The sequence below is a fragment of the Mesorhizobium sp. EU05-FHT14A09 genome (genome assembly GCF_058790995.1).
Genome location: NZ_JBYTDF010000014.1, coordinates 1 through 19,644, shown reverse-complemented (window position 1 = coordinate 19,644; position 19,644 = coordinate 1). Strand labels below are relative to the sequence as shown.

15 protein-coding genes are annotated in these 19,644 nt (G+C 64.6%); 12 read left to right on the top strand and 3 right to left on the bottom strand.

The window, feature by feature from the left end:
• Positions 1–46: 46 nt before the first annotated feature.
• The 12 genes from AC3WTO_RS29160 to AC3WTO_RS29105 all read left to right on the top strand — a co-directional run bounded on the left by AC3WTO_RS29160 (position 47) and on the right by AC3WTO_RS29105 (position 16,701).
• Positions 47–448, top strand: a complete 402-nt coding sequence (locus AC3WTO_RS29160) for a PTS sugar transporter subunit IIA (RefSeq protein WP_492464542.1) — start codon at positions 47–49, stop codon at positions 446–448.
• A complete protein-coding gene (locus AC3WTO_RS29155; RefSeq protein ID WP_492464543.1) occupies positions 445–741 on the top strand; it encodes an HPr family phosphocarrier protein in 297 nt (98 codons plus the stop codon). Before AC3WTO_RS29160 ends, AC3WTO_RS29155 begins: the two co-directional genes overlap by 4 nt.
• A 2-nt stretch (positions 742–743) precedes the next feature.
• The gene (locus AC3WTO_RS29150) at positions 744–1,559 is read left to right on the top strand and encodes a glutamate racemase (protein ID WP_492464544.1); all 816 of its coding nucleotides are present in this window, start codon (positions 744–746) and stop codon (positions 1,557–1,559) included.
• A gap of 145 nt (positions 1,560–1,704) precedes the next feature.
• Entirely contained in the window at positions 1,705–3,105 is a 1,401-nt protein-coding gene (gene ahcY / locus AC3WTO_RS29145; RefSeq protein ID WP_492464545.1) for an adenosylhomocysteinase, read from the top strand.
• A 289-nt stretch (positions 3,106–3,394) separates the two neighbouring features.
• On the top strand, positions 3,395–5,956 hold the full coding sequence (locus AC3WTO_RS29140; protein WP_492464546.1) for a sensor histidine kinase: 2,562 nt from the start codon (positions 3,395–3,397) through the stop codon (positions 5,954–5,956).
• 5 nt (positions 5,957–5,961) lie between these two features.
• Entirely contained in the window at positions 5,962–7,458 is a 1,497-nt protein-coding gene (gene tsaE / locus AC3WTO_RS29135) for a tRNA (adenosine(37)-N6)-threonylcarbamoyltransferase complex ATPase subunit type 1 TsaE (RefSeq protein WP_492464547.1), read from the top strand.
• Positions 7,458–8,231 carry a nucleotidyltransferase family protein gene (locus tag AC3WTO_RS29130; RefSeq protein ID WP_492464548.1) on the top strand — a complete coding sequence of 258 codons (774 nt, stop codon included), beginning with the start codon at positions 7,458–7,460 and terminating at the stop codon, positions 8,229–8,231. Before tsaE ends, AC3WTO_RS29130 begins: the two co-directional genes overlap by 1 nt.
• Positions 8,231–11,359 carry a double-strand break repair protein AddB gene (gene addB, locus AC3WTO_RS29125; protein ID WP_492464550.1) on the top strand — a complete coding sequence of 1,043 codons (3,129 nt, stop codon included), beginning with the start codon at positions 8,231–8,233 and terminating at the stop codon, positions 11,357–11,359. The genes AC3WTO_RS29130 and addB overlap by 1 nt, the downstream gene beginning before the upstream one ends.
• Entirely contained in the window at positions 11,356–14,868 is a 3,513-nt protein-coding gene (gene addA / locus AC3WTO_RS29120; RefSeq protein ID WP_492464551.1) for a double-strand break repair helicase AddA, read from the top strand. Before addB ends, addA begins: the two co-directional genes overlap by 4 nt.
• Before the next feature lie 73 nt (positions 14,869–14,941).
• Positions 14,942–15,265 carry a thioredoxin gene (gene trxA / locus AC3WTO_RS29115; RefSeq protein WP_024924257.1) on the top strand — a complete coding sequence of 108 codons (324 nt, stop codon included), beginning with the start codon at positions 14,942–14,944 and terminating at the stop codon, positions 15,263–15,265.
• 302 nt (positions 15,266–15,567) lie between these two features.
• Positions 15,568–15,849 carry a cupin domain-containing protein gene (locus AC3WTO_RS29110; protein WP_492464552.1) on the top strand — a complete coding sequence of 94 codons (282 nt, stop codon included), beginning with the start codon at positions 15,568–15,570 and terminating at the stop codon, positions 15,847–15,849.
• An 87-nt stretch (positions 15,850–15,936) separates the two neighbouring features.
• Positions 15,937–16,701 (top strand): TSUP family transporter, encoded by a 765-nt coding sequence (locus AC3WTO_RS29105; protein WP_492464553.1) that lies wholly within the window; start codon positions 15,937–15,939, stop codon positions 16,699–16,701.
• 165 nt (positions 16,702–16,866) lie between these two features.
• On the opposite strand, the gene AC3WTO_RS29100 is transcribed toward AC3WTO_RS29105, so the two are convergent.
• The 3 genes from AC3WTO_RS29100 to AC3WTO_RS29090 all read right to left on the bottom strand — a co-directional run.
• Positions 16,867–18,198: a bifunctional folylpolyglutamate synthase/dihydrofolate synthase gene (locus AC3WTO_RS29100; RefSeq protein ID WP_492464554.1), complete on the bottom strand. Its 1,332-nt coding sequence runs from the start codon at positions 18,196–18,198 to the stop codon at positions 16,867–16,869.
• A gap of 30 nt (positions 18,199–18,228) precedes the next feature.
• Positions 18,229–19,152 (bottom strand): acetyl-CoA carboxylase, carboxyltransferase subunit beta, encoded by a 924-nt coding sequence (gene accD / locus AC3WTO_RS29095; protein ID WP_492464555.1) that lies wholly within the window; start codon positions 19,150–19,152, stop codon positions 18,229–18,231.
• 54 nt (positions 19,153–19,206) lie between these two features.
• Positions 19,207–19,644: tryptophan synthase subunit alpha (locus tag AC3WTO_RS29090; protein ID WP_492464556.1), on the bottom strand; the 438-nt coding region annotated here is incomplete at its 5' end.

The window sequence follows — 19,644 nt, the reverse complement described above, 5'->3', positions numbered from 1 at the left end:
GAATAAGATGTGCCTGTGAAGGGGCCATGACGGGAGCCGCCAAAGAATGATCGGACTCGTGCTCGTGACGCACGGTCGACTGGCCGACGAGTTCCGCCTTGCCGTGGAACATGTCGTGGGACCGCAGGACAATTTCGAAACCGTCGCGATCGGTGCCGATGACGATATGGAGCAGCGCCGCAGCGACATCGTCGAGGCGGTACGGCGCGTCGACACCGGCGCCGGCGTCATCCTGCTGACCGACATGTTCGGCGGCACGCCTTCCAACCTGGCCATTTCGGTCATGGAAGCAGGCCGCATCGAAGTCATTGCCGGCATGAACCTGCCGATGCTGATCAAGCTCTCCAGTGTCCGCAAGAGCGACAATATGGTCACCGCGCTCGACGAGGCGCAGGCAGCCGGTCGCAAGTACATCAACGTCGCCAGCCAGCTCCTGACCAGCAAATGAACACCATGTCCTCCGATGCCGGCTATGTTGTCCGCGATATGCGGATCATCAACCAGCGCGGACTGCATGCCAGGGCTTCTGCCAAATTCGTCCAGGTGGCCGGCAGCTACGAGGCCGATGTCCACGTCGAGAAGGATGGCACCAAGGTCGGCGGCACCTCGATCATGGGATTGATGATGCTGGCCGCCAGCCCCGGCTGTTCGATCCGGGTCTCGGCCAAGGGCCGCGACGCAGCGCAGGTGATCGCCGCGCTCGACGAGCTCGTCGCTTCGAAGTTCGGCGAAGAGATCTGACCTTGGCGGGCCTGCCGGGCTCGTCCCTGTCGGAACCGATCGCGGTTTTCGATGCCGGCATCGGCAGCTATGCGATCGTTGACCTCATCCGTCGTCATCAGCCCATGCGGGATATCGTCTATTTCGCCGATCGGGCCCGTTTTCCCTATGGCGACAAAAGCCGCGAGCAACTCCTGTCAATCATGCGGGGAACTCTCCGTTTCCTGCTGGGCTATGGGCCGCAGGCGATCGTGATGGCCTCCAACGCTCCCTCGATCATGGTGCTCGACGTCGTGAAACAGGCCTGCCCTGTCCCCGTCTTCGGTGTCGCGCCACCGCTGGCCGAGGCCATTGCCGGCAGCCGCACTGGCAGGGTGGGCGTTATGGGCGTGCGTTCGCTGGTCGAAAGCCCGGAACTGGCCCGCTTCGTCGCCGACCGGGTAGCCAATCCCGATCGTGTCGCCCTGATCAACGGCTCCGCCATGGTCGAACTGGTGGAGAGTGGCGCCTTCCTGACCGAACCCGAGCGAACGCAATGGACGGTCTCCAGGTTTCTGGCGGAGGTTGCGGCAAGCCATCCGGCGATCGACGTGCTCACTCTCTCGAGCACGCATCTGCCTTGGCTGCGCCCGTTCTTCGAAAGGGCTCGACCGGATTGGTCGTTCCTTGATCCGGCAGAGAGTGTCGTCGCGGCCTTGCCCATGCCAGGAACCGGTACGGGGCGTACCGTCGCGCTGGTCTCCGAAAGCGCGAGCTATACCGTCGAGGGCTTTCGCCGGATGCTGGAAAAACTCGATGTCGACCTGGCCCTGACCGTCGTCGAGCCCAACATCGCATAGCTTGCGCCATATGCGCAGATAAAGATTTCTTTATATCCCGTTGTCTGTTTGGGCGTGATCTGCTAGGCAGTCGCCAACGTCGCGTCCGCCTTTTGTGCCATCCGGCCAGGACGCGTCAGCACACCAAATCAATCGGAGCACTGCCATGACGGGTAGCAAGGATTATGTGATCGCCGATATTTCGCTTGCCGGCTGGGGCCGCAAGGAAATCGAGATCGCCGAGACGGAAATGCCGGGCCTGATGGCCTGCCGCGAAGAGTTCGGCGAGAAGAAGCCGCTCAAGGGCGCCCGTATCACCGGCTCGCTGCACATGACCATCCAGACCGCGGTGCTGATCGAGACGCTGAAGGCGCTCGGCGCGGAAATCCGCTGGGCCTCCTGCAACATCTTCTCGACGCAGGACCACGCCGCGGCCGCCATCGCCGAGACCGGCATTCCGGTTTTCGCCGTCAAGGGCGAGTCGCTCGAAGAGTACTGGGAATACACCGACAAGATCTTCCAGTGGGCTGACGGCGGCGTCTCCAACATGATCCTCGACGATGGTGGCGACGCCACCATGTACATCCTGATCGGCGCCCGCGCGGAAGCTGGCGAGGACGTCCTGTCCAAGCCGGGCAGCGAGGAAGAGGAAATCCTCTTCGCCCAGATCAAGAAGCGCCTGCAGGCATCCCCCGGCTTCTTCACCAAGCAGCGCGAAGCGATCCGCGGCGTCACCGAGGAAACCACCACCGGCGTCAACCGTCTCTATCAGTTGCAGAAGAAGGGCCTGCTGCCTTTCCCTGCGATCAACGTCAATGACTCGGTCACCAAGTCGAAGTTCGACAACAAGTATGGCTGCAAGGAATCGCTGGTCGACGGCATCCGCCGCGGTACCGACGTGATGATGGCCGGCAAGGTTGCCGTGGTCTGCGGCTATGGCGACGTCGGCAAAGGCTCGGCCGCCTCGCTGTCCGGTGCCGGCGCCCGCGTGAAGGTGACCGAAGTCGATCCGATCTGCGCGCTGCAGGCGGCCATGGACGGCTTCGAAGTGGTCACGCTGGAAGACGCTGCTCCGACGGCGGACATCGTCATCACCACGACCGGCAACAAGGATGTCGTGACGATCGACCACATGCGCGCCATGAAGGACATGGTGATTGTCGGCAACATCGGCCACTTCGACAACGAGATCCAGGTTGCCTCGCTGCGCAATCTCAAATGGACCAACGTCAAGCCGCAGGTCGACATGATCTCCTTCCCGGATGGCAAGCGCATGATCCTGCTGTCGGAAGGTCGCCTGCTCAATCTCGGCAACGCCACCGGCCATCCGAGCTTTGTGATGTCGGCTTCTTTCACCAATCAGGTGCTGGCGCAGATCGAGCTGTGGACGCAGCCGGGCAAGTACGAAAACAAGGTCTACACGCTGCCGAAGCATCTCGACGAGAAGGTGGCTCGCCTGCATCTCGGCAAGCTTGGCGCAAAGCTCACCGAGCTGTCCGGCGAGCAGGCCTCCTATATCGGCGTGACGCCGCAGGGTCCTTATAAGCCGGAACACTACCGCTATTAACCTTATCTGATCTTACTACAACATATGGAGGCCGGGCGATTGACATTTCGCCCGGCTTTATTTTTGCGGAATCGCCGCCTTCCCGTCGATTCGACGAGCGGGTATTGTCAGGTGATTCGCGAAGCTTCCTGCTCGCGCGCGGCCGCGATCCGGTCCGGCTCACGGCATGAAGCGCGGGTTTCCGGTAAAGGGGCGTTCTTTGCGTGTCCGGGACGGGCCACGCAGCGCTCCGGATTCGGGACTACGGCGGGTCGGGGACGGCTTGCATTCAGGCGGAGAGGACCAGCATATGCCGGGGGAAGACCCGCACGAGGCGGGACAGGCCGTAACCGGCGGCAAACAGGATTCGGCGATCATCGATCGCCTCGCGGCAGCCGGCCGTCGGCTTTCGCCGCGCCGGCGCTTCTCGCGCCTGCTTGGCTGTACGGCGTTGTTCTTTCCCTTCGGCAATCTTGCCGTCCAGGCCCAGGAAACCGCGATCAGGGCCTCCGGCGTGCCGATAGGCACTATTGAAGTCATCCAGCTGGCCGTCACGGTCGGCGTCCTGGGCGCAGCCCTTATCTCCGCCATTGCTCTGATCCGCGAACGCCAGCGCACAGCGACCGAAAATGCCGACCTGCGTGCTCGCCTGGCTGATGCCAACGCTTCGCTCCAGCGCTCCGAAGCGCTGGTCAATCTGCGCGACCAGCGCGTCGTGGTCTGGTCGGCGGACAACAGGAAGCCGGATATCGTGGGCGGCCTGCCGATCGAGACCGGCGCGCCGGACGATCGCGCCGCTTTCCTCGCTTTCGGGCGCTGGCTGATGCCACGGTCTGCGGCTGCACTGGAAAATGCGATCGCCGCCTTGCGCGAAAAGGGCACCTCTTTCGATCTCGTCGCGGAAACCCAGGCCGGCGCACCGCTCGACGTGCAGGGGCGCAAGAATGCCGCGCACGGCATCGTGCGTTTCACCTCCCTGTCCGAGACGCAGCGCAATCTCGCCCGGCTCAGGCTGGAGCACCAGCAGATCGTCGCCGAACACGACACCATGCTCGGCCTGTTCGACGCGCTGAAAATGCCGTTCTGGCTGCGCGGCGTCGACGGCCGCCTGAAATGGGTGAACCGCGCCTATTGGAGCGCGGTCGAAGCCAATGATCGCGAAGCGGCTTTGCGGGATGGCCGCGAATTCCTCGGCGGGCAGGCGCGCGACGCCATCGTCAGCCAGCACCAGCAGCGGCCGGTGTTCGAACAGACGCTGTCGACGGTCATTGCAGGCGACCGCCATGTCTTTTCGGTCACCGATGTCGCCAGCGCGGAAGGGTCGGCTGGCCTTGCCTATGACGTCAGTGCCGCCGACACCGTGCGTGAGGAGTATGAGCGCACCGTGCGCAGCCATGCCGACACGCTCGATCAGCTCAACACCGCGGTGGCGATATTCGACGCCGATGAGAAGCTGCGCTTCTACAACCAGGCCTTCCAGAAGCTCTGGGGGCTGGATACTGCCTTTCTCGTCAGCACGCCCGACAATGCTCTGCTGCTCGATCGATTGCGCAGCGGAGGCAAGATTGCCGAACAGCCGGAATGGCGCCGCTGGAAGGAAGGCCTGCTGTCGGCATACCGCTCGGTCGAACCGGTCGAGCACTGGTGGCATCTGCCGGACGGCAAGACCATCCGTGTGGTCGGCAATCCACAGCCGAAGGGCGGCGTCACCTGGGTCTTCGAGAACCTGACCGAAAAGATCGATCTCGAAAGCCGTTACCAGACGGCTGTGCGCGTGCAGGGCGAAACCCTCGACAATCTGGCCGAGGGTGTCGCTGTGTTCGGGCCGGACGGCCGGCTGCGGCTGTCCAATCCGGCTTTCGCCACGATGTGGGCGTTGCCGAGCGATGCCACGCAACCAGGCATCCACGTTTCGCTGATCCGCGACCTCTGCGCCAGCCGCGCGGCGGACGGTCCCTGGACGGGCTTTGTCGCGGCCGTCACCGGTTTCGACGACGAGCGCCGCGACCGTCACGGCCAGGTCACGCTGGAGGATGGCAGCGCGCTGCGCTACGCGGTCATCCACCTGCCGAACGGACAGGTGATGCTGACGTTTGTCGACGTCACCGACAGCGTCAATGTCGAACGGGCCCTGAAGGAGAAGAACGACGCGCTGCTGAAGTCGGATCAACTGAAGAACGAATTCGTCCAGCACGTCTCCTACGAACTGCGTTCGCCGCTGACCAACATCATCGGTTTCACCGAACTGCTGTCCTTGCCGGCAATCGGTCCGCTGAACACCCGGCAGCAGGAATATCTCGACCATATCGGTTCGTCGTCTTCGGTGCTGCTGACCATCGTCAACGACATTCTTGACCTCGCCACCGTCGATGCCGGCATCATGCAGCTCGAGATTTCCGAGGTCAGGGTGGAAAGCACCGTCGCAGCTGCTGCGGAACTGGTGGCCGACCGCCTGGCCGAGCATTCGATCCGGCTCGGTGTGGACATCTCCGCAGCACCCAAGAGCTTCCACGGCGACGAGACCCGCGTTCGGCAGATCCTCTACAACCTGCTCAGCAATGCCGCCAACTATGCGCCCGAGAAGAGCACCATCGCGCTGACCTGCCGCGAAACCACCAACGGCGTCGAATTCTCGGTGCATGATGACGGGCCCGGCATGCCGCCGGACGTGCTCGATTCGGTGTTCCGTCGTTTTGAACCGCGCGTGAACGGCGGTCGCCGGCGTGGCGCCGGGCTCGGGCTCTCCATCGTCAAGAGTTTCGTGGAACTGCACGGCGGCACCGTGCGTATCGAAACCGGTGAAAACCGCGGCACGACGGTGATCTGCCTGTTTCCGGCGGCTCCCACCGGCATCCGCGCAGCGGCCGAATAGCATTGATGCTGGAACGGTTTCTCGGCGACGAAGCGGCGACGATGCGTCTCGGCGAGGATCTCGCCATGGCCTTGCGCCCCGGCGATGTGCTGGCGCTCCATGGCGACCTCGGCGCCGGCAAGTCGACGTTGGCGCGAGCCTTGATCCGCGCGCTGGCCGACGACGCCGCGCTCGAAGTGCCGAGCCCCACCTTCACCCTGGTGCAGAGCTACGACACGCGCATACCGGTGCATCATTTCGATCTCTATCGGCTCTCCTCGGCCGAGGAACTGGAAGAACTCGGCTTTCCGGATGTGCTGAAGGATGGCGCGGCTCTGATCGAATGGCCCGAGCGGGCGGACGACCGCTTGCCGGCGACGACGATCACCGTCGAACTCACGCATCAGGATGAAGGCCGCCTCGTGCGCATCCTGGGAGACGGACCCAGCCACCAGCGCATAACGCGATCCCTGGCCATGCGCGATTTCCTGCAGAGCTCCGGCTGGGGGGCGGCACAGCGCCGCCATTTCGTCGGCGATGCCTCGGCACGCTCCTATGAAATCGTCACGCTGGCGGACCAGGGCCCCCGCGTTTTGATGAATTCGCCGCGACTGGTGCTCGGCCCGCCGGTGCGTGACGGCAAGCCATATGCCGAGATCGCCCACACAGCGCAGACCGTTGCCGCCTTCGTCGGTGTCGACAGGCTGTTGCGCGACGCCGATATCGCGGCACCCGGGATCCATGCACAGGATCTCGACAACGGCTTCCTGCTCATCGACCATCTCGGAAGCGAGGGGCTGCTTGCTTCGGATGGGGCGCCGATCCTCGAGCGATACACGGTGGTCTCCGAACTGCTTGCCTTCATGCACGGCAAACGCTGGCCCGACCGGATCGCTGTTGCACCCGACACATTCCATGTCGTGCCACCCTTCGATCGTGACGCGATGCTGATCGAGGCGGACCTTTTGATCGACTGGTATCTGCCCGCCATTCGTGGGCATGCGGCAAGCGACGAAGAACGGAATGCGTTTCGGACCGCATGGGATGCCGTGCTGGATCGCCTCGGCTCTGCCGAACCGACCCTGATGTTGCGTGACGTGCAATCTCCCAATTTCATCTGGCGCGGCGACCGCACCGGTCTGGATCGGCTCGGTGTCATCGATTTCCAGGATGCGCTGATCGGGCCTTCGGCCTATGACGTCGCATCGCTGGCGCTGGACCCGCGCGTCACCATAGAGCCAGCGTTCGAGCGCGCTGTCGTCGAGGCCTATGTCGCCGCCCGTACCGTGGGCGGTGATTTCGACACGTCGGCTTTCGAACAGGCCTATGCCATCATGGGCGCGCAGCGGCATTCGAAGATACTGGGGATCTTCGTGCGCCTCGACCGGCGTGACGGCAAGCCGTTTTACCTCAAGCATCTGCCGCGAATCCGCGCCTATCTGCGCCGGCTCCTGGTCCATCCGGCGTTGGCTGACGTGCGGGTGCTCTACGAGCGTCTCGGCGTCCTCGAGGAGCCGGTTTGATGGCTGCTGAACATCCCACCACCGCGATGGTGCTGGCCGCGGGGCTCGGCAAGCGCATGCGGCCGATCACCGATACGATTCCGAAACCGCTGGTGCCGATTGCCGGCAAGACCTTGCTCGACTGGGGGCTCGACAGCCTGCAGCGGATCGGTGTCGAAAAGGCGGTCATCAACGTCCACTACCTGCCGGATCAGATCGTTCGCCATGTCGCGGCGCGCCGTGAACCCGGGATCGTCATCTCTGATGAAAGCGAGCGCCTGCTGGATTCGGCTGGCGGCATCGTCAAGGCACTGCCCGAACTGGGTGGCAGGCCCTTTTACATTCTCAACGCCGATACGTTCTGGCTCGATGCCGGCAAGCCCAATCTCGAACGACTCGCCCTTGCCTGGGACAGTTCGGCGATGGATATTCTGCTGATGCTGGCAGAACTTCCTTCCACCACCGGTCATTCGGGCGGCACTGATTTCCTGATCGCGCCGGACGGGCGGCTGTCTCGCGCTAACGGCGACCCTGACGGGGTGATCTATGCCGGCGCTGCGATCGCCAGTCCAGATCTGTTTGCCGGCGCTTCGGCCGAGCCGCATTCGCTCAACGCCTATTTCGACCGCGCCATAGCGGCCGGGCGGCTGTTCGGCTTGGTGATGGAAGGCCACTGGATCACGGTCGGCACGCCCGATGCCATAGCGCCGGCGGAAGCGGCGGTCAGAAGGGCTTTCGCGGACGCGCCCCGCGCAAACGAGTCCCGCGCGGGCATACCCCGCGCAAGCGAGTAATGAGCGTCCCGCCCCGTGTCTTTACGATAGCGTCCGGCTCGCCGTTCCTGCCGACGCTCGCCGATGCGCTGATCGAGGGTCGCCTGATCCCCGGCTTTCGGCATCGCGGCGATCCCCTGGCTCTCGCCGGTGCCACCATCTATGTGCCGACGCGTCGCGCTGCGCGCGCGCTGCGTGGCGTCTTTGCCGAGCGTCTGGGCGGAGCCTCGGCCATCCTCCCGGTCATCAAGCCGCTCGGCGAATTCGACGAGGACGAAGCTGCCTTCGACCAGGAAGCCGAGGACGCCGGCGCCATCGACCTCGCGCCGCCGGTCGCCGCGCTGGAGCGGCTTCTGCTGCTGGCGCCGCTGGTGCGTGCCTGGAAACGCCAGCTCCCAGCCCATGTCGCTGCTTTGTTCGACGAAGAGATCGTTGTTCCAGCTTCAGCGGCGGACGCCGTCTGGCTTGCGCGCGATCTGGCCGGATTGATGGATGAGATCGAAACGGAGGGCTCCGACTGGGCAAGGCTTGCCGGATTGGTTGAAGGCAATCTCGCCGGCTGGTGGCAGGTGACGCTGGATTTCCTGAAGATCGTCACCGAGGCCTGGCCGGGCGTGCTGCTCGAACGCGATCGTTCGAATCCGGCCGCACACCGCAGCGCGCTGATCCGGCTGGAAGCGGAGCGCCTGAAGCGCAATCCGCCGGCTGGCCCGGTGATCGCGGCGGGTTCCACCGGTTCGATCCCCGCCACGGCCGATCTTCTGGCAGTGATCGCAGGCCTGCCCAATGGCGCCGTGGTGCTGCCCGGTCTCGACACGGCAATGGACCAGCCGTCTTTCGACATCCTTACTGCACCGAACCCCCGGCCGGCGCTGCTTGGACATCCGCAGTACGGTCTCGCCAAGCTGATCGGCCGGATCGGCGTGGTGCGGGGTGACATCGAGGAAATCGGCAAGGCCGTTGCGGCACTGGACCGGCGCGCCGCACTGGTCTCCGAGGCGTTGCGGCCGGCCGAAACCACCGAGTTGTGGACCGAGACACGAGCTGTTTTCGAGACGGCTGATATTGCAGCTGCCTTGCAGGATGTGACGTTGGTGGAAGCCGCTAACGAACGCGACGAGGCCGCCTGCATCGCGCTTGCCCTGCGCCGCGCGGTTGTCGACCCGGGTCGGCGCGCCGCGCTTGTCACCGGCGATCGTGCGCTGGCGCGTCGCGTCTCCGCCGAACTGCTGCGGCTCGGCATCGTTGCCGACGATTCCGGCGGCAGGCCGCTGGCCGACACGCCGCCGGCCAGCCTGCTCAGGCTGCTACTCGACACTGTGCTGCGGCCGGGCGATCCGGTAGCGATCCTGGCGCTGCTCAAGCATCCGCTGCTCGGTCTCGGCCTGCCGCGCGCCGACGTGCGGCGGGCGGCCGAGGCCGTCGAACTGGTCGCGTTGCGGGGTGGGACTGGCCGGCCCGACCTCATTTCTCTGGCCGAGCTGTTCGAAGCCCGGTGGAAGCAGGCGCAGGAAGCAGAACGCCGGCCATTCTGGTTGTCGCGGCTGCCGGCGAAGCGCATCGAGGAGGCGCAGGTCTTGCTTGCGCATCTGGCCGACGCCATTGCGCCGCTCGCGGCCTGCCGCACCGAGCCTGAAAGCGACGTCGCCTCGCTGGTGCATGCAAGCGTTCTGGCGCTGGAGGCGCTCGGCCGCTCCGAGAACGGATCGCTTTCGGCTCTGTATGATGGCGATGCCGGCGAAAAGCTGGCTGAATTGCTGCGCGGCCTCGTCGGCGCGGATGCCGTCTTTACGCTGGCGCCGCAGGAATGGCCCGACGTGGCGATGGCACTGATCGCGCCGGAGATGGTCAAGCCGGCGCGCGGCGCCGACGCGGCGATCGCCATCTGGGGCACGCTGGAGGCCCGTCTGCTGCATGTCGACACACTTGTTGTCGGCGGGCTCAATGAAGGTGTCTGGCCGCGCAAGCCAGAGGGCGACCGCTTCATGTCGCGGCTGATGAAGACCGGCATCGACCTGGAGCCGCCGGAGCGGCGCATCGGCCTGGCGGCGCATGATTTCCAGATGGCGATGGGGGCGCCAGGCGTCGTGCTCACCCGCTCGGCGCGGTCCGGTGATGCGCCAGCTGTCGCGTCGCGCTGGCTGCAGAGGTTGCTGACCTTCGTCGGCAAGGAACAGGCGGAGCCGATGCGCCGGCGTGGCAACGAGCTGTTGGCTTGGGCAAGAGCCCTCGATGCAGGCCCGAAGGTGGATTTTGCGTCCCGGCCGCAACCCAAGCCGCCGCTGGAGAACCGGCCGCAGCATTTCTCGGTGACAGAGATCGAGACGCTGCGGCGCGATCCCTATGCCGTCTATGCGCGGCGCATCCTCAAGCTGATGCCGCTGGAGCCGGTGATCCGCGACCCCGGCGCCGCCGAGCGCGGCACGCTCTTCCACGCTATCCTGCATCGCTTCTCGCAGGCGGTGGCTGATCCGCGGGCGCCGGAAGCGCTTGCCGTTCTCATCGACGCCGGCCGCGCCTGCTTTGCCGAGGCAGCGTTGCCGGACGATGTCGAGGCGGTCTGGTGGCCACGCTTCGAAAAGCTGGCGTCCGGCATTATCGACTGGGAGCGCTCGCGTGCGGACAGCGTCGTGCGCCGGCAGTCGGAAGAACGCGCCGAGAAGACGGTCGTCGGGCAGTCCGGCGTGACCTTGTCGGGTTACGCCGACCGTGTCGATCTGCTCGCGGCCGGTCTTGCCGACATCCTCGATTTCAAGACGGGCTCATCGCCGTCGAAGGCGCAGGCGCACACCTTGCTGGCGCCGCAGCTGCCTCTGGAGGCGGCGCTGCTGAAGCGCGGCGCGTTCCGCGATGTCGGCGCGCGCGAGCCGGCCGAACTCGCTTTCGTCCGGCTCAAGGCCAATGGCGAGGTCGAGCAGGAATCGATCCTCGAATACAACCGCAAGCCGCGCACGGCGTCCGACCTCGGCGAGGAGGCCTGGGTCCGGCTTGAGAAACTGCTTCTTCATTTTGCCGATCCGCAGACCGGCTATCTGTCGCGGGCCCTGCCTTTCCGCGAAGGCGAGACCGATGGTGATTACGATCATCTTGCCCGCGTCCTCGAATGGTCCGCTGGCGGCGATGGTCCGGATGAGGGAGGGGAAGCGTGAAGAAGCTCTACCCCATTCCGTCCGGGACGGCCGAAAGCCAGGCACGTGCTTCGGATCCTCGCACCTCCGCCTGGGTCTCGGCCAATGCCGGTTCCGGCAAGACGCATGTGCTGGCACAGCGCGTCATCCGCCTGCTGTTGCGCGGCACCGATCCGTCCAAGATCCTCTGCCTGACCTATACGCGCGCCGCCGCGGCAAACATGTCGAACCGCGTCTTCTCGACCCTGTCGGAATGGACGGTGCTGCCCGATGCGGAGCTGGAGAAGAAGATCACCGCGCTCGACGGCCATCGCCCTGACGGTGAAACCATGCGCCGGGCGCGGCGGTTGTTCGCGGAGGCGCTGGAGACGCCGGGCGGCCTGAAGATCCAGACCATTCACGCCTTCTGCGAGTCGGTGCTGCACCAGTTCCCGCTGGAAGCCAACATCGCCGCGCATTTTGAAATGCTCGATCCGCAGATGGAGCAGGCGCTGCTGGCTCAGGCCCGGCGCGACATGATCACCGGCGCCGGCGCGCCGGGCGGCGTGCAACTGGCCGAGGCTTTTGCCACCGTGCTGGAGCGCGGCGGTGAGAAGGGGCTGGACGATCTTCTCTCCGAAATCATGCGCAAGCGCGACGGCCTGCGAGGGTTCATCGATGCCATCGATGGCCAGGGTTTCCGCCCGCTCTTCGACGAGTTCGGTTTCAAGGCCGGCGACACGGCTGCTGGCATTGCCGCATCGTTGTGGCCGCTGCCGGGATTCGAGCCCGGCTATTTCACGTCCTTCGTGCAGGCAGCCGAGGCGACCGATGCCCGATCCGCGCTCAACAACATCGTGCCTTATGCGGCGCTCGGATTCAGCGAGATGGATCCGCTGCGGCGCTTGCCGCTGCTGGCGAAAGGTTTCCTGCGTTCCGACGGCGACCCCTATGATCCTCTGAAGGCGTTCAAGAAGGCGCTGCTCGATCGGCTGCCTGACCTGGCCGAGCGGTATGAAGCGGCTGCCGCAGCGATTGTCCGGACCGCTGACCGGCTGGCGCTGTTTCGCATGCTGGAGGGCACCGTCGCTGCCCTGACGGTCGCCGACTGGCTGATCGGTCGCTACGAGAAGCTGAAGCGCGGGCGCGGCTTTCTCGACTTCAACGACCTCATCACGCGCACCGTCAGCCTGCTGTCGCGCACCGATGCCGGGCCATGGGTGCAATACAAGCTCGACCAGGGCATCGATCACATCCTGCTCGACGAGGCACAGGACACCAGCCCGGATCAATGGGGTGTCGTCACACGGCTGGCCGAAGAATTCTTTGCCGGCGAAAGCGCCCGTGTGGTGCGGCGAACGGTCTTTGCCGTCGGCGACGAAAAACAGTCGATCTATTCCTTCCAGGGAGCGGCGCCGGATTCTTTCCACGAGAGCCGCCAATTGTTCGCGCGCCGCGTGCGCGAGGCCGAGGCGAGTTTCGCCGATCTGAAGCTGACCTGGTCGTTCCGATCGACCGGCGATGTGCTTGCGGCCGTCGATCGCGTCTTCGCCGCACCCGAGACGCGCCGCGGCATCAGCAACGATCCCGATCCTCTCGACCACAAGGCGATCCGCAACGACGCGCCGGGTTATGTCGAGGTCTGGCCGTCGATCGGCGCGGATGTGGTCGAGGAGCCGGACGACTGGACCTTGCCGGTCAATCATGTCAGCGCGCCGGCGGTGCGCCTGGCCGAACAGATCGCCAGGACGGTCAAGCGCTGGATCGACAGCGGCGACGTCATTGAAGGCAAGGGCCGCAAGCTGAAGGCCGGCGATGTCGTCGTGCTGGTGCGCAAGCGCGACCGCTTCGTGCACGCGCTGTCGCGAAGCCTGAAGGAAAAAGGCATCCCGGTCGCCGGTGCCGACAGGCTGAGCTTGCCGGGCCATATCGCGGTCAAGGACCTGGTCGCGCTCGGCCGCTTCCTGATCCAGTCGCAGGACGACCTTTCGCTGGCGGCGTTGCTGCGCAGCCCGATCTTCGACCTGCCCGAAGACGCCCTGTTCGAGCTTGCCGCGCATCGCAGTGCGGGCACCTCGCTCTACAGGGCGCTGCGCGCCGGTGCCGATAGCGAGGAGACGCTGGCAAGGGTTGTGGCGCAGCTCGACGCCTGGGCCAACGAGGTCGCTTTCAAGCCGGTGTTCGAGTTCTATGCCGGGCTGCTCGCGCGCGATGGCGTCAGGCGCAGGATGATCGCCCGGCTGGGACCGGAGGCCGGCGACATCCTCGACGAGTTCCTCAATTTCTCTCTGGCCGAGGAGCGCGCCGGACTGCCCGGGCTGGAAGCCTTCCTGTCGACGCTGGAAAACACCGGCCCCGAGATCAAGCGCGAGATGGACCAGACCCGCGACGAGGTGCGGGTCATGACGGTGCACGCCGCCAAGGGCCTGGAGGCGCCGGTGGTCTTCCTGGTCGATGGCGGTGCCGCGCCCTTCAGCGACCAGCATCTGCCGCGGCTGATGCCGTTCGACGGATCGGCCAAGCATTGGCTTGGCAAGGGTTTCCTGTGGCGATCCAATGCCGAAGTCGCCAACGGTTTCTCCCAATCTGTCGCGGCCCGTGCCCGGGATCTTGCAGACGACGAGTACCGGCGGCTGCTTTATGTCGGCATGACCCGCGCCGAAGACAGGCTGATCGTCTGCGGCTACCATGGCAAGCGCACACCCAGTCCCGGCACCTGGCATTCCCTGGTGATGCGCGCACTTTCCGGCGCCGAGGAGACGGAGAGCCGCCCGCATCCGGTCGACGAAGGTGAGGTGTTCCGCTTCCTGTGGACGAAGTTTCCGCCACTCGCCGCCGTGGAAACCGGCGAGCAGGTCGAAGCCGAAATCCTCGCTTCGGTCCCCGCGGCCCTGTTCGAGCCGCTGCCGGTGATCGAAGATCTGCCGCGGCCGCTCTCGCCCTCCGGCGCGTCGGCGCTGATCGACGATGCGACGGAACCGATCACCGACCGCCGTTCGCCGGTGCTGGATGCCGACAGCGCGCCCGGAATGGCGGTGCGGCGCGGCCTGGCCATGCACAAATTGCTGCAGATGCTGCCCGACCTTGCGCAAGAACAGCATGCCGCCGCGGCCCGTCGCTATCTGGCGCGCGCCGGCAGCGACTGGACGGAGGCCGACCGCGAGCAGGCGTTGATCTCCGTCGCCAGCATCCTTGCCGATCCGCTTTTCGCTCCGCTGTTTGCGCCAGGTTCGCGCTCCGAGGTCTCGGTGATGGGCAGCCTTATGGTGAAAGGCAAGCCGCGCATCATATCAGGCAAGATCGACAGGCTGGCGGTCGCCGCCGACAGGGTCTTCATCGTCGACTACAAGACCAATCGGCCGGCGCCCGCGACTTTGGCCGAGGTGCCGGTGGCCTATGTGCTGCAGCTCTCGCTCTATCGCGCGCTGCTCAAGCCGCTTTATCCCGGCAAGGAGATCGCCGCGGGACTGCTCTTCACCGAAGCGCCGCGCCTGATCGAACTGCCGGCGGCGGCCATGGACGATGCCCTTGCCCGACTCACCGAGGCGTGACACAAACTGTGCTTGAATGGAGCTGCCTGCAGCACCACATCTAGCACAACGAAACATCCGAAAGGACTTGGCTATGGCCACCGTCAAGGTCGACAACAACAATTTCCGCGCTGACGTACTTGAGGCCAATGTGCCGGTCGTCGTCGATTTCTGGGCTGAATGGTGCGGCCCCTGCAAGATGATCGCCCCGGCGCTGGAAGACATTGCGAGCGAACTCGGTGCCAAGGTCAAGGTCGCCAAGCTGAACATCGACGAGAACCCGGAACTCGCCGCGCAGTTCGGCGTGCGCTCGATCCCGACCCTGATGATCTTCAAGGGCGGCGAAGTGGCCGACATCAAGGTTGGCGCCGCGCCCAAGACCGCGCTGTCGCACTGGATCAACGGCGCCGTCGCCTGATCTCGTCACGATAGTGAACAAAAAGCCCGGCCTTGTGCCGGGCTTTTTGTTTGCCCCCACCAAAGCCTTTTGCTGGCTCTCGCATGCGATGATGTTTTGGCTTTCCCTCGTTCCTGGAGCGTTTCCTTTTTACGGAAACGCGAAAACGCTCCAATTTTTTGCGTTTGCGCAATTCCGGACGGAAAACCTTTCCTGGAATTGCACCTGAAGCGTTCCCGTTTTCCACGGAAACGCGGAAACGCTCCGGGTTTTGTTTTCGTCGCATTTTGTAGCGCTACAAAATGCTCTGGGGAGGAAAGCACATGACAGGAACCGCCAAAGCCACTGTCTTCGTCGACAATGAACGCGTCATCGTCACCGAATACCGCTTCGCGCCGGGCGCCAATACCGGGTGGCATCGCCACGGTCATGACTATGTCGTCGTGCCGCTGATGGACGGAAAGGTGAAGCTGCTGACCAAGGATGGCGAGAGCTTCGGCGAGATGAAGAAGGGCGTGCCCTATTTCCGCAAGGAAGGCGTCGAGCACGACGTCATCAACGCCAATGACGGCGAATACGCCTTCATCGAAATCGAGCTGAAATAGACGCATCGTGGCTTCTTCGGACAGCTTGCGCCGCGCCACCGCGGCGCCCGCCGCACCGGCCCGGCTTCAAAGTGCCGACGAGACGTCATGGGCTTAGGACCGCTCGTGACTTTTGTCGGCTGCGCGGCGGTCGCAGCCTATGTCCAGACGCTGACCGGGTTTGCCTTCGGTCTGGTCATGATGGGCGCGATCGCGCTTGTCGGCTTGCTGCCGCTGCCGGACGCTGCTGCGATGGTTGGCATGCTGACCCTGGTCAATGCCGCACAGATGCTGCTCCAGGGCGGCTGGCGCGAGGTTGCGCGGCGCGAGCTGCAGCTGATCCTGCTTGCGAGCCTGCCGTCGCTGCTGGTTGGCTACGCGCTGCTGGAATGGCTGGCCGATACGCGCGCGGACCTGCTCAAGGTTGGTCTCGGCATGGTCATCATGTTGTCCAGTCTGCAGCTTGCCATGCGGCCGATTGGACTGGAGAAACGCTCTTCGGACGCGAGTTTTGTCGGCTTCGGGTTGATCTCGGGGCTGATGAGCGGATTGTTTGCCACCGGCGGCCCACCGCTCGTCTATCATCTCTTTCGCCAGCCCTTGCCGCATGAGCGTATCCGCGAGACTTTGGTCACCGCGTTTGGAGCCGCCCAGGCCGTCCGGCTTGTCGTGGTGGTGGCCAGCGGCAACCTGCCGTCCATGTCGCCGGTCGCGCTTGCTCTGGCCATTCCGGCGGTGATGTTGATGACCTATGCGGCGCGGCGCTGGCCGCCGTCACTGTCGCAACAGACGATGCGAAAGATCGTCTTTGTCCTGCTTTTCCTGTCGGGTCTTTCGCTGGCGCTGCCTGCTGCGTTGCATCTCGCGGCCTGATCCGCCCCTCGAGCAATTTCAGGGAAAGCGCGTAACGGTTTGCCGTCCGAAATTGCGTCAAACAAAGAGCGAGAGCAATTTCAGGGAAAGCGCGTAACGGTTTGCCGTCCGAAATTGCGTCGAGACAAAGAGCTGGAGCGCTTCCGCGAATGACTGAAAAACGCTCTAGGTCGGCGGGGTGCCGTTTTCGGCCAGCACGGCACCGGCGAGATAGAGCGAACCGCCAATCAGGATGCGCGGCGGGACTTCCTTTTCGTCCCAGGTATCGCGCAGCAGCATCAACGCGCTGGCCACCGAGCTGACCGGTTCCGCCGACAGTTCCGCTTCGGCCGCGCGCGCCGCCAGCTCGTCATTGGGCACGCCGGCGTCGCTCATCGAGACCGGCACCGTGTAGACATGCCTGGCCAGCCCCTTGAAGGCACGGAAATAACCGCTCTGGTCCTTGGTGTTGATCATGCCTGAAATCAGGAACAGCGGCCGCGGCGTCTTTTCTTCCTGTTCGGCGAGCGCCTCGGCAACCACGGTGCCGGCGCCCGGGTTATGGCCGCCATCCAGCCAGATCTCGGCGCCGCGCGGCGCCAGCTCCACCAGCCGTCCCTGCGTCAGCCTCTGCATGCGGCCCGGCCAGGACACGTTGGTCATCGCCTCGTCCGCATCACGTTCGCTGATCTCGAACCCGGCGGCCTTGACGGCGGCAATGGCGGCTGCGGCATTGGCGAACTGGTGGCGGCCGGGCAGGCGCGGCGGCGACAGATCCATCAGCCTGTCACCGTCCTGATAGACCATGCGGCCATTCTCGCCAAAGGCCAGGAAATCCTGGCCATAGACCGAGAGTGGCGCCCGCAACCGTTCTGCTGTTTCGATCAGCACCAGCTGCGCGGCCTCGAATTCCTGCGCGCCGACCACGACCGGGCAACCGCGCTTGATGATGCCGGCCTTTTCCGCCGCGATCAGTTCGACGCGGTCGCCGAGATAGGCTTCATGGTCGAGCGAGACCGGCATGATCACCGAGACGGCCGGCCGCTTGATGACATTGGTGGCATCGAAACGGCCGCCAAGGCCGACTTCCATGATGACGGCATCCGCCGGATGTTCTGCAAACAGCAGGAAGCCGACGGCGGTCAGGATCTCGAAGACCGTGATCGCCTCGCCGGCATTGGCTTCCGCCACGCGGGCAATCGCGTCGGCAAAGACCTTGTCCTCGACCAGCCTGCCGCCCCCTTCGGCACCCAGCCGGTAGCGTTCATGCCAGTTCACCAGATGCGGCGAGGTATGCACATGCACACGATAGCCTGCCGCCTCCAGCAGTGCGCGCGAGAAGGCCGCGCAGGAGCCCTTGCCGTTGGTGCCGGCGACATGGATCACCGGTGGCAGCTTGTCCTGTGGATTGCCCAGCCGCTCCAGCAGGCGGCTGACGCGGTCCAGCGAAAGGTCGAAGCCTTTCGGATGCAGCGTCATCAGATGTTCGATCTGACGCTCGGCGGAGAGTGTGGTCATGCGGAGGCTCCCCGCTGCACTTGAACAGGGTTACGCTTGCGGGCGCGCTTCCGGCTTGGCCACGACCGGCGGCAGGATTTCCGGCTCCACGGCCTTCTTTTCCACCGGCTGCTTGAGCAGCAGCTTGAGCAGGTCAGCCACGGTCTTCTTCATGTCCAGCCGGGAGACGACCATGTCGACCATGCCGTGATCCATCAGATATTCCGAACGCTGGAAGCCCTCGGGAAGCTTCTCGCGGATGGTCTGCTCGATGACGCGCGGGCCGGCGAAGCCGATGAGTGCGCCGGGTTCAGCGATGTGCACGTCGCCCAGCATCGCGTAGGACGCGGTTACGCCGCCGGTCGTCGGGTTGGTGAGCACGACAAAATAGGGCAGGCCGGCTTCTTTCAGGCGATCGACAGCAACGGTGGTGCGGGGCAATTGCATCAGCGAGAGGATACCCTCCTGCATGCGCGCGCCGCCCGATGCAGCAAACAGGATCAGCGGGCGCTTGCGCTGCAGGGCGACCTCGAAGGCGCGGATGATGGCTTCGCCCGCGGCCATGCCGAGCGATCCCCCCATGAAGGCGAAATCCTGCACCGTGACCACGACGGGGAGCCCCTCGATCGTGCCGGTGGCATTGAGGATGGCGTCTTCCATACCCGTCTTGGCCTTCGCCTCCTTGAGGCGGTCCGTGTAGCGCTTCTCGTCGCGGAACTTCAATGGATCGAGGACGACCTTGGGGTTCTCGATCACCTCGTATTTGCCGTCATCGAAGAAGAATCTCAGCCGCTCCTTGGCTGAGATCTTCATGTGATGGCCGGAGGAAGGGATGACGAACTGGTTCCCTTCCAGGTCCTTGTGGAAAATCATCTCGCCGGTCTCAGGGTCTTTCACCCAGAGGTTTTCCGGCACTTCCCTGCGGCCCAACATCGAATTGATCTTCGGGCGAACGAAGTTGGTGATCCAGTTCATCGCTTCGGCTCCTGCCCTTGTTTGATAGGGCTTGTCTGGAAAGAGGTAGGAAAACTATTCGGCAGCAGCAAGGCGGGCCGAACGCACGCCTTGGGCCAGGCCGCTCACCAGCGTGGCCACTGCCTCGGCCGGATCGGCGGTCTTCTCACCTTTCGGGCCGAGCACATTGGCAACCGCGTTGACGATCGCCGTGCCCACCACGACACCGTCGGCGGAAGCACCGATGGTGCGCGCCTGCTCGGCGGTCTTGACACCGAAGCCGACGCAGACCGGCAGGCTGGTGTGCTCCTTGATGCGCTGGACAGCCGTCGCCACCTTGGTGGTGTCGGCCAACGCCGAACCGGTGATGCCGGTCATCGACACGTAGTAGACGAAGCCCGAGGTGTTCTCGAGCACCTTGGGCAGGCGCCTGTCATCGGTGGTCGGCGTCGCCAGCCGGATGAAGTTGATGCCGGCCTTCAAGGCGGGAACGCACAGTTCCGCGTCCATTTC

Bases quoted from the DNA above. Each gene is read 5' to 3' on its own strand.
- trxA (WP_024924257.1), top strand. From the start codon at position 14,942: ATGGCCACCGTCAAGGTCGACAACAACAATTTCCGCGCTGACGTACTT.
- AC3WTO_RS29130 (WP_492464548.1), top strand. From the start codon at position 7,458: ATGGCTGCTGAACATCCCACCACCGCGATGGTGCTGGCCGCGGGGCTC.
- AC3WTO_RS29155 (WP_492464543.1), top strand. From the start codon at position 445: ATGAACACCATGTCCTCCGATGCCGGCTATGTTGTCCGCGATATGCGG.
- accD (WP_492464555.1), bottom strand. From the start codon at position 19,152: ATGAACTGGATCACCAACTTCGTTCGCCCGAAGATCAATTCGATGTTG.
- AC3WTO_RS29100 (WP_492464554.1), bottom strand. From the start codon at position 18,198: ATGACCACACTCTCCGCCGAGCGTCAGATCGAACATCTGATGACGCTG.
- AC3WTO_RS29110 (WP_492464552.1), top strand. From the start codon at position 15,568: ATGACAGGAACCGCCAAAGCCACTGTCTTCGTCGACAATGAACGCGTC.
- ahcY (WP_492464545.1), top strand. From the start codon at position 1,705: ATGACGGGTAGCAAGGATTATGTGATCGCCGATATTTCGCTTGCCGGC.
- AC3WTO_RS29105 (WP_492464553.1), top strand. From the start codon at position 15,937: ATGGGCTTAGGACCGCTCGTGACTTTTGTCGGCTGCGCGGCGGTCGCA.
- AC3WTO_RS29160 (WP_492464542.1), top strand. From the start codon at position 47: ATGATCGGACTCGTGCTCGTGACGCACGGTCGACTGGCCGACGAGTTC.
- addB (WP_492464550.1), top strand. From the start codon at position 8,231: ATGAGCGTCCCGCCCCGTGTCTTTACGATAGCGTCCGGCTCGCCGTTC.
- tsaE (WP_492464547.1), top strand. From the start codon at position 5,962: ATGCTGGAACGGTTTCTCGGCGACGAAGCGGCGACGATGCGTCTCGGC.
- AC3WTO_RS29140 (WP_492464546.1), top strand. From the start codon at position 3,395: ATGCCGGGGGAAGACCCGCACGAGGCGGGACAGGCCGTAACCGGCGGC.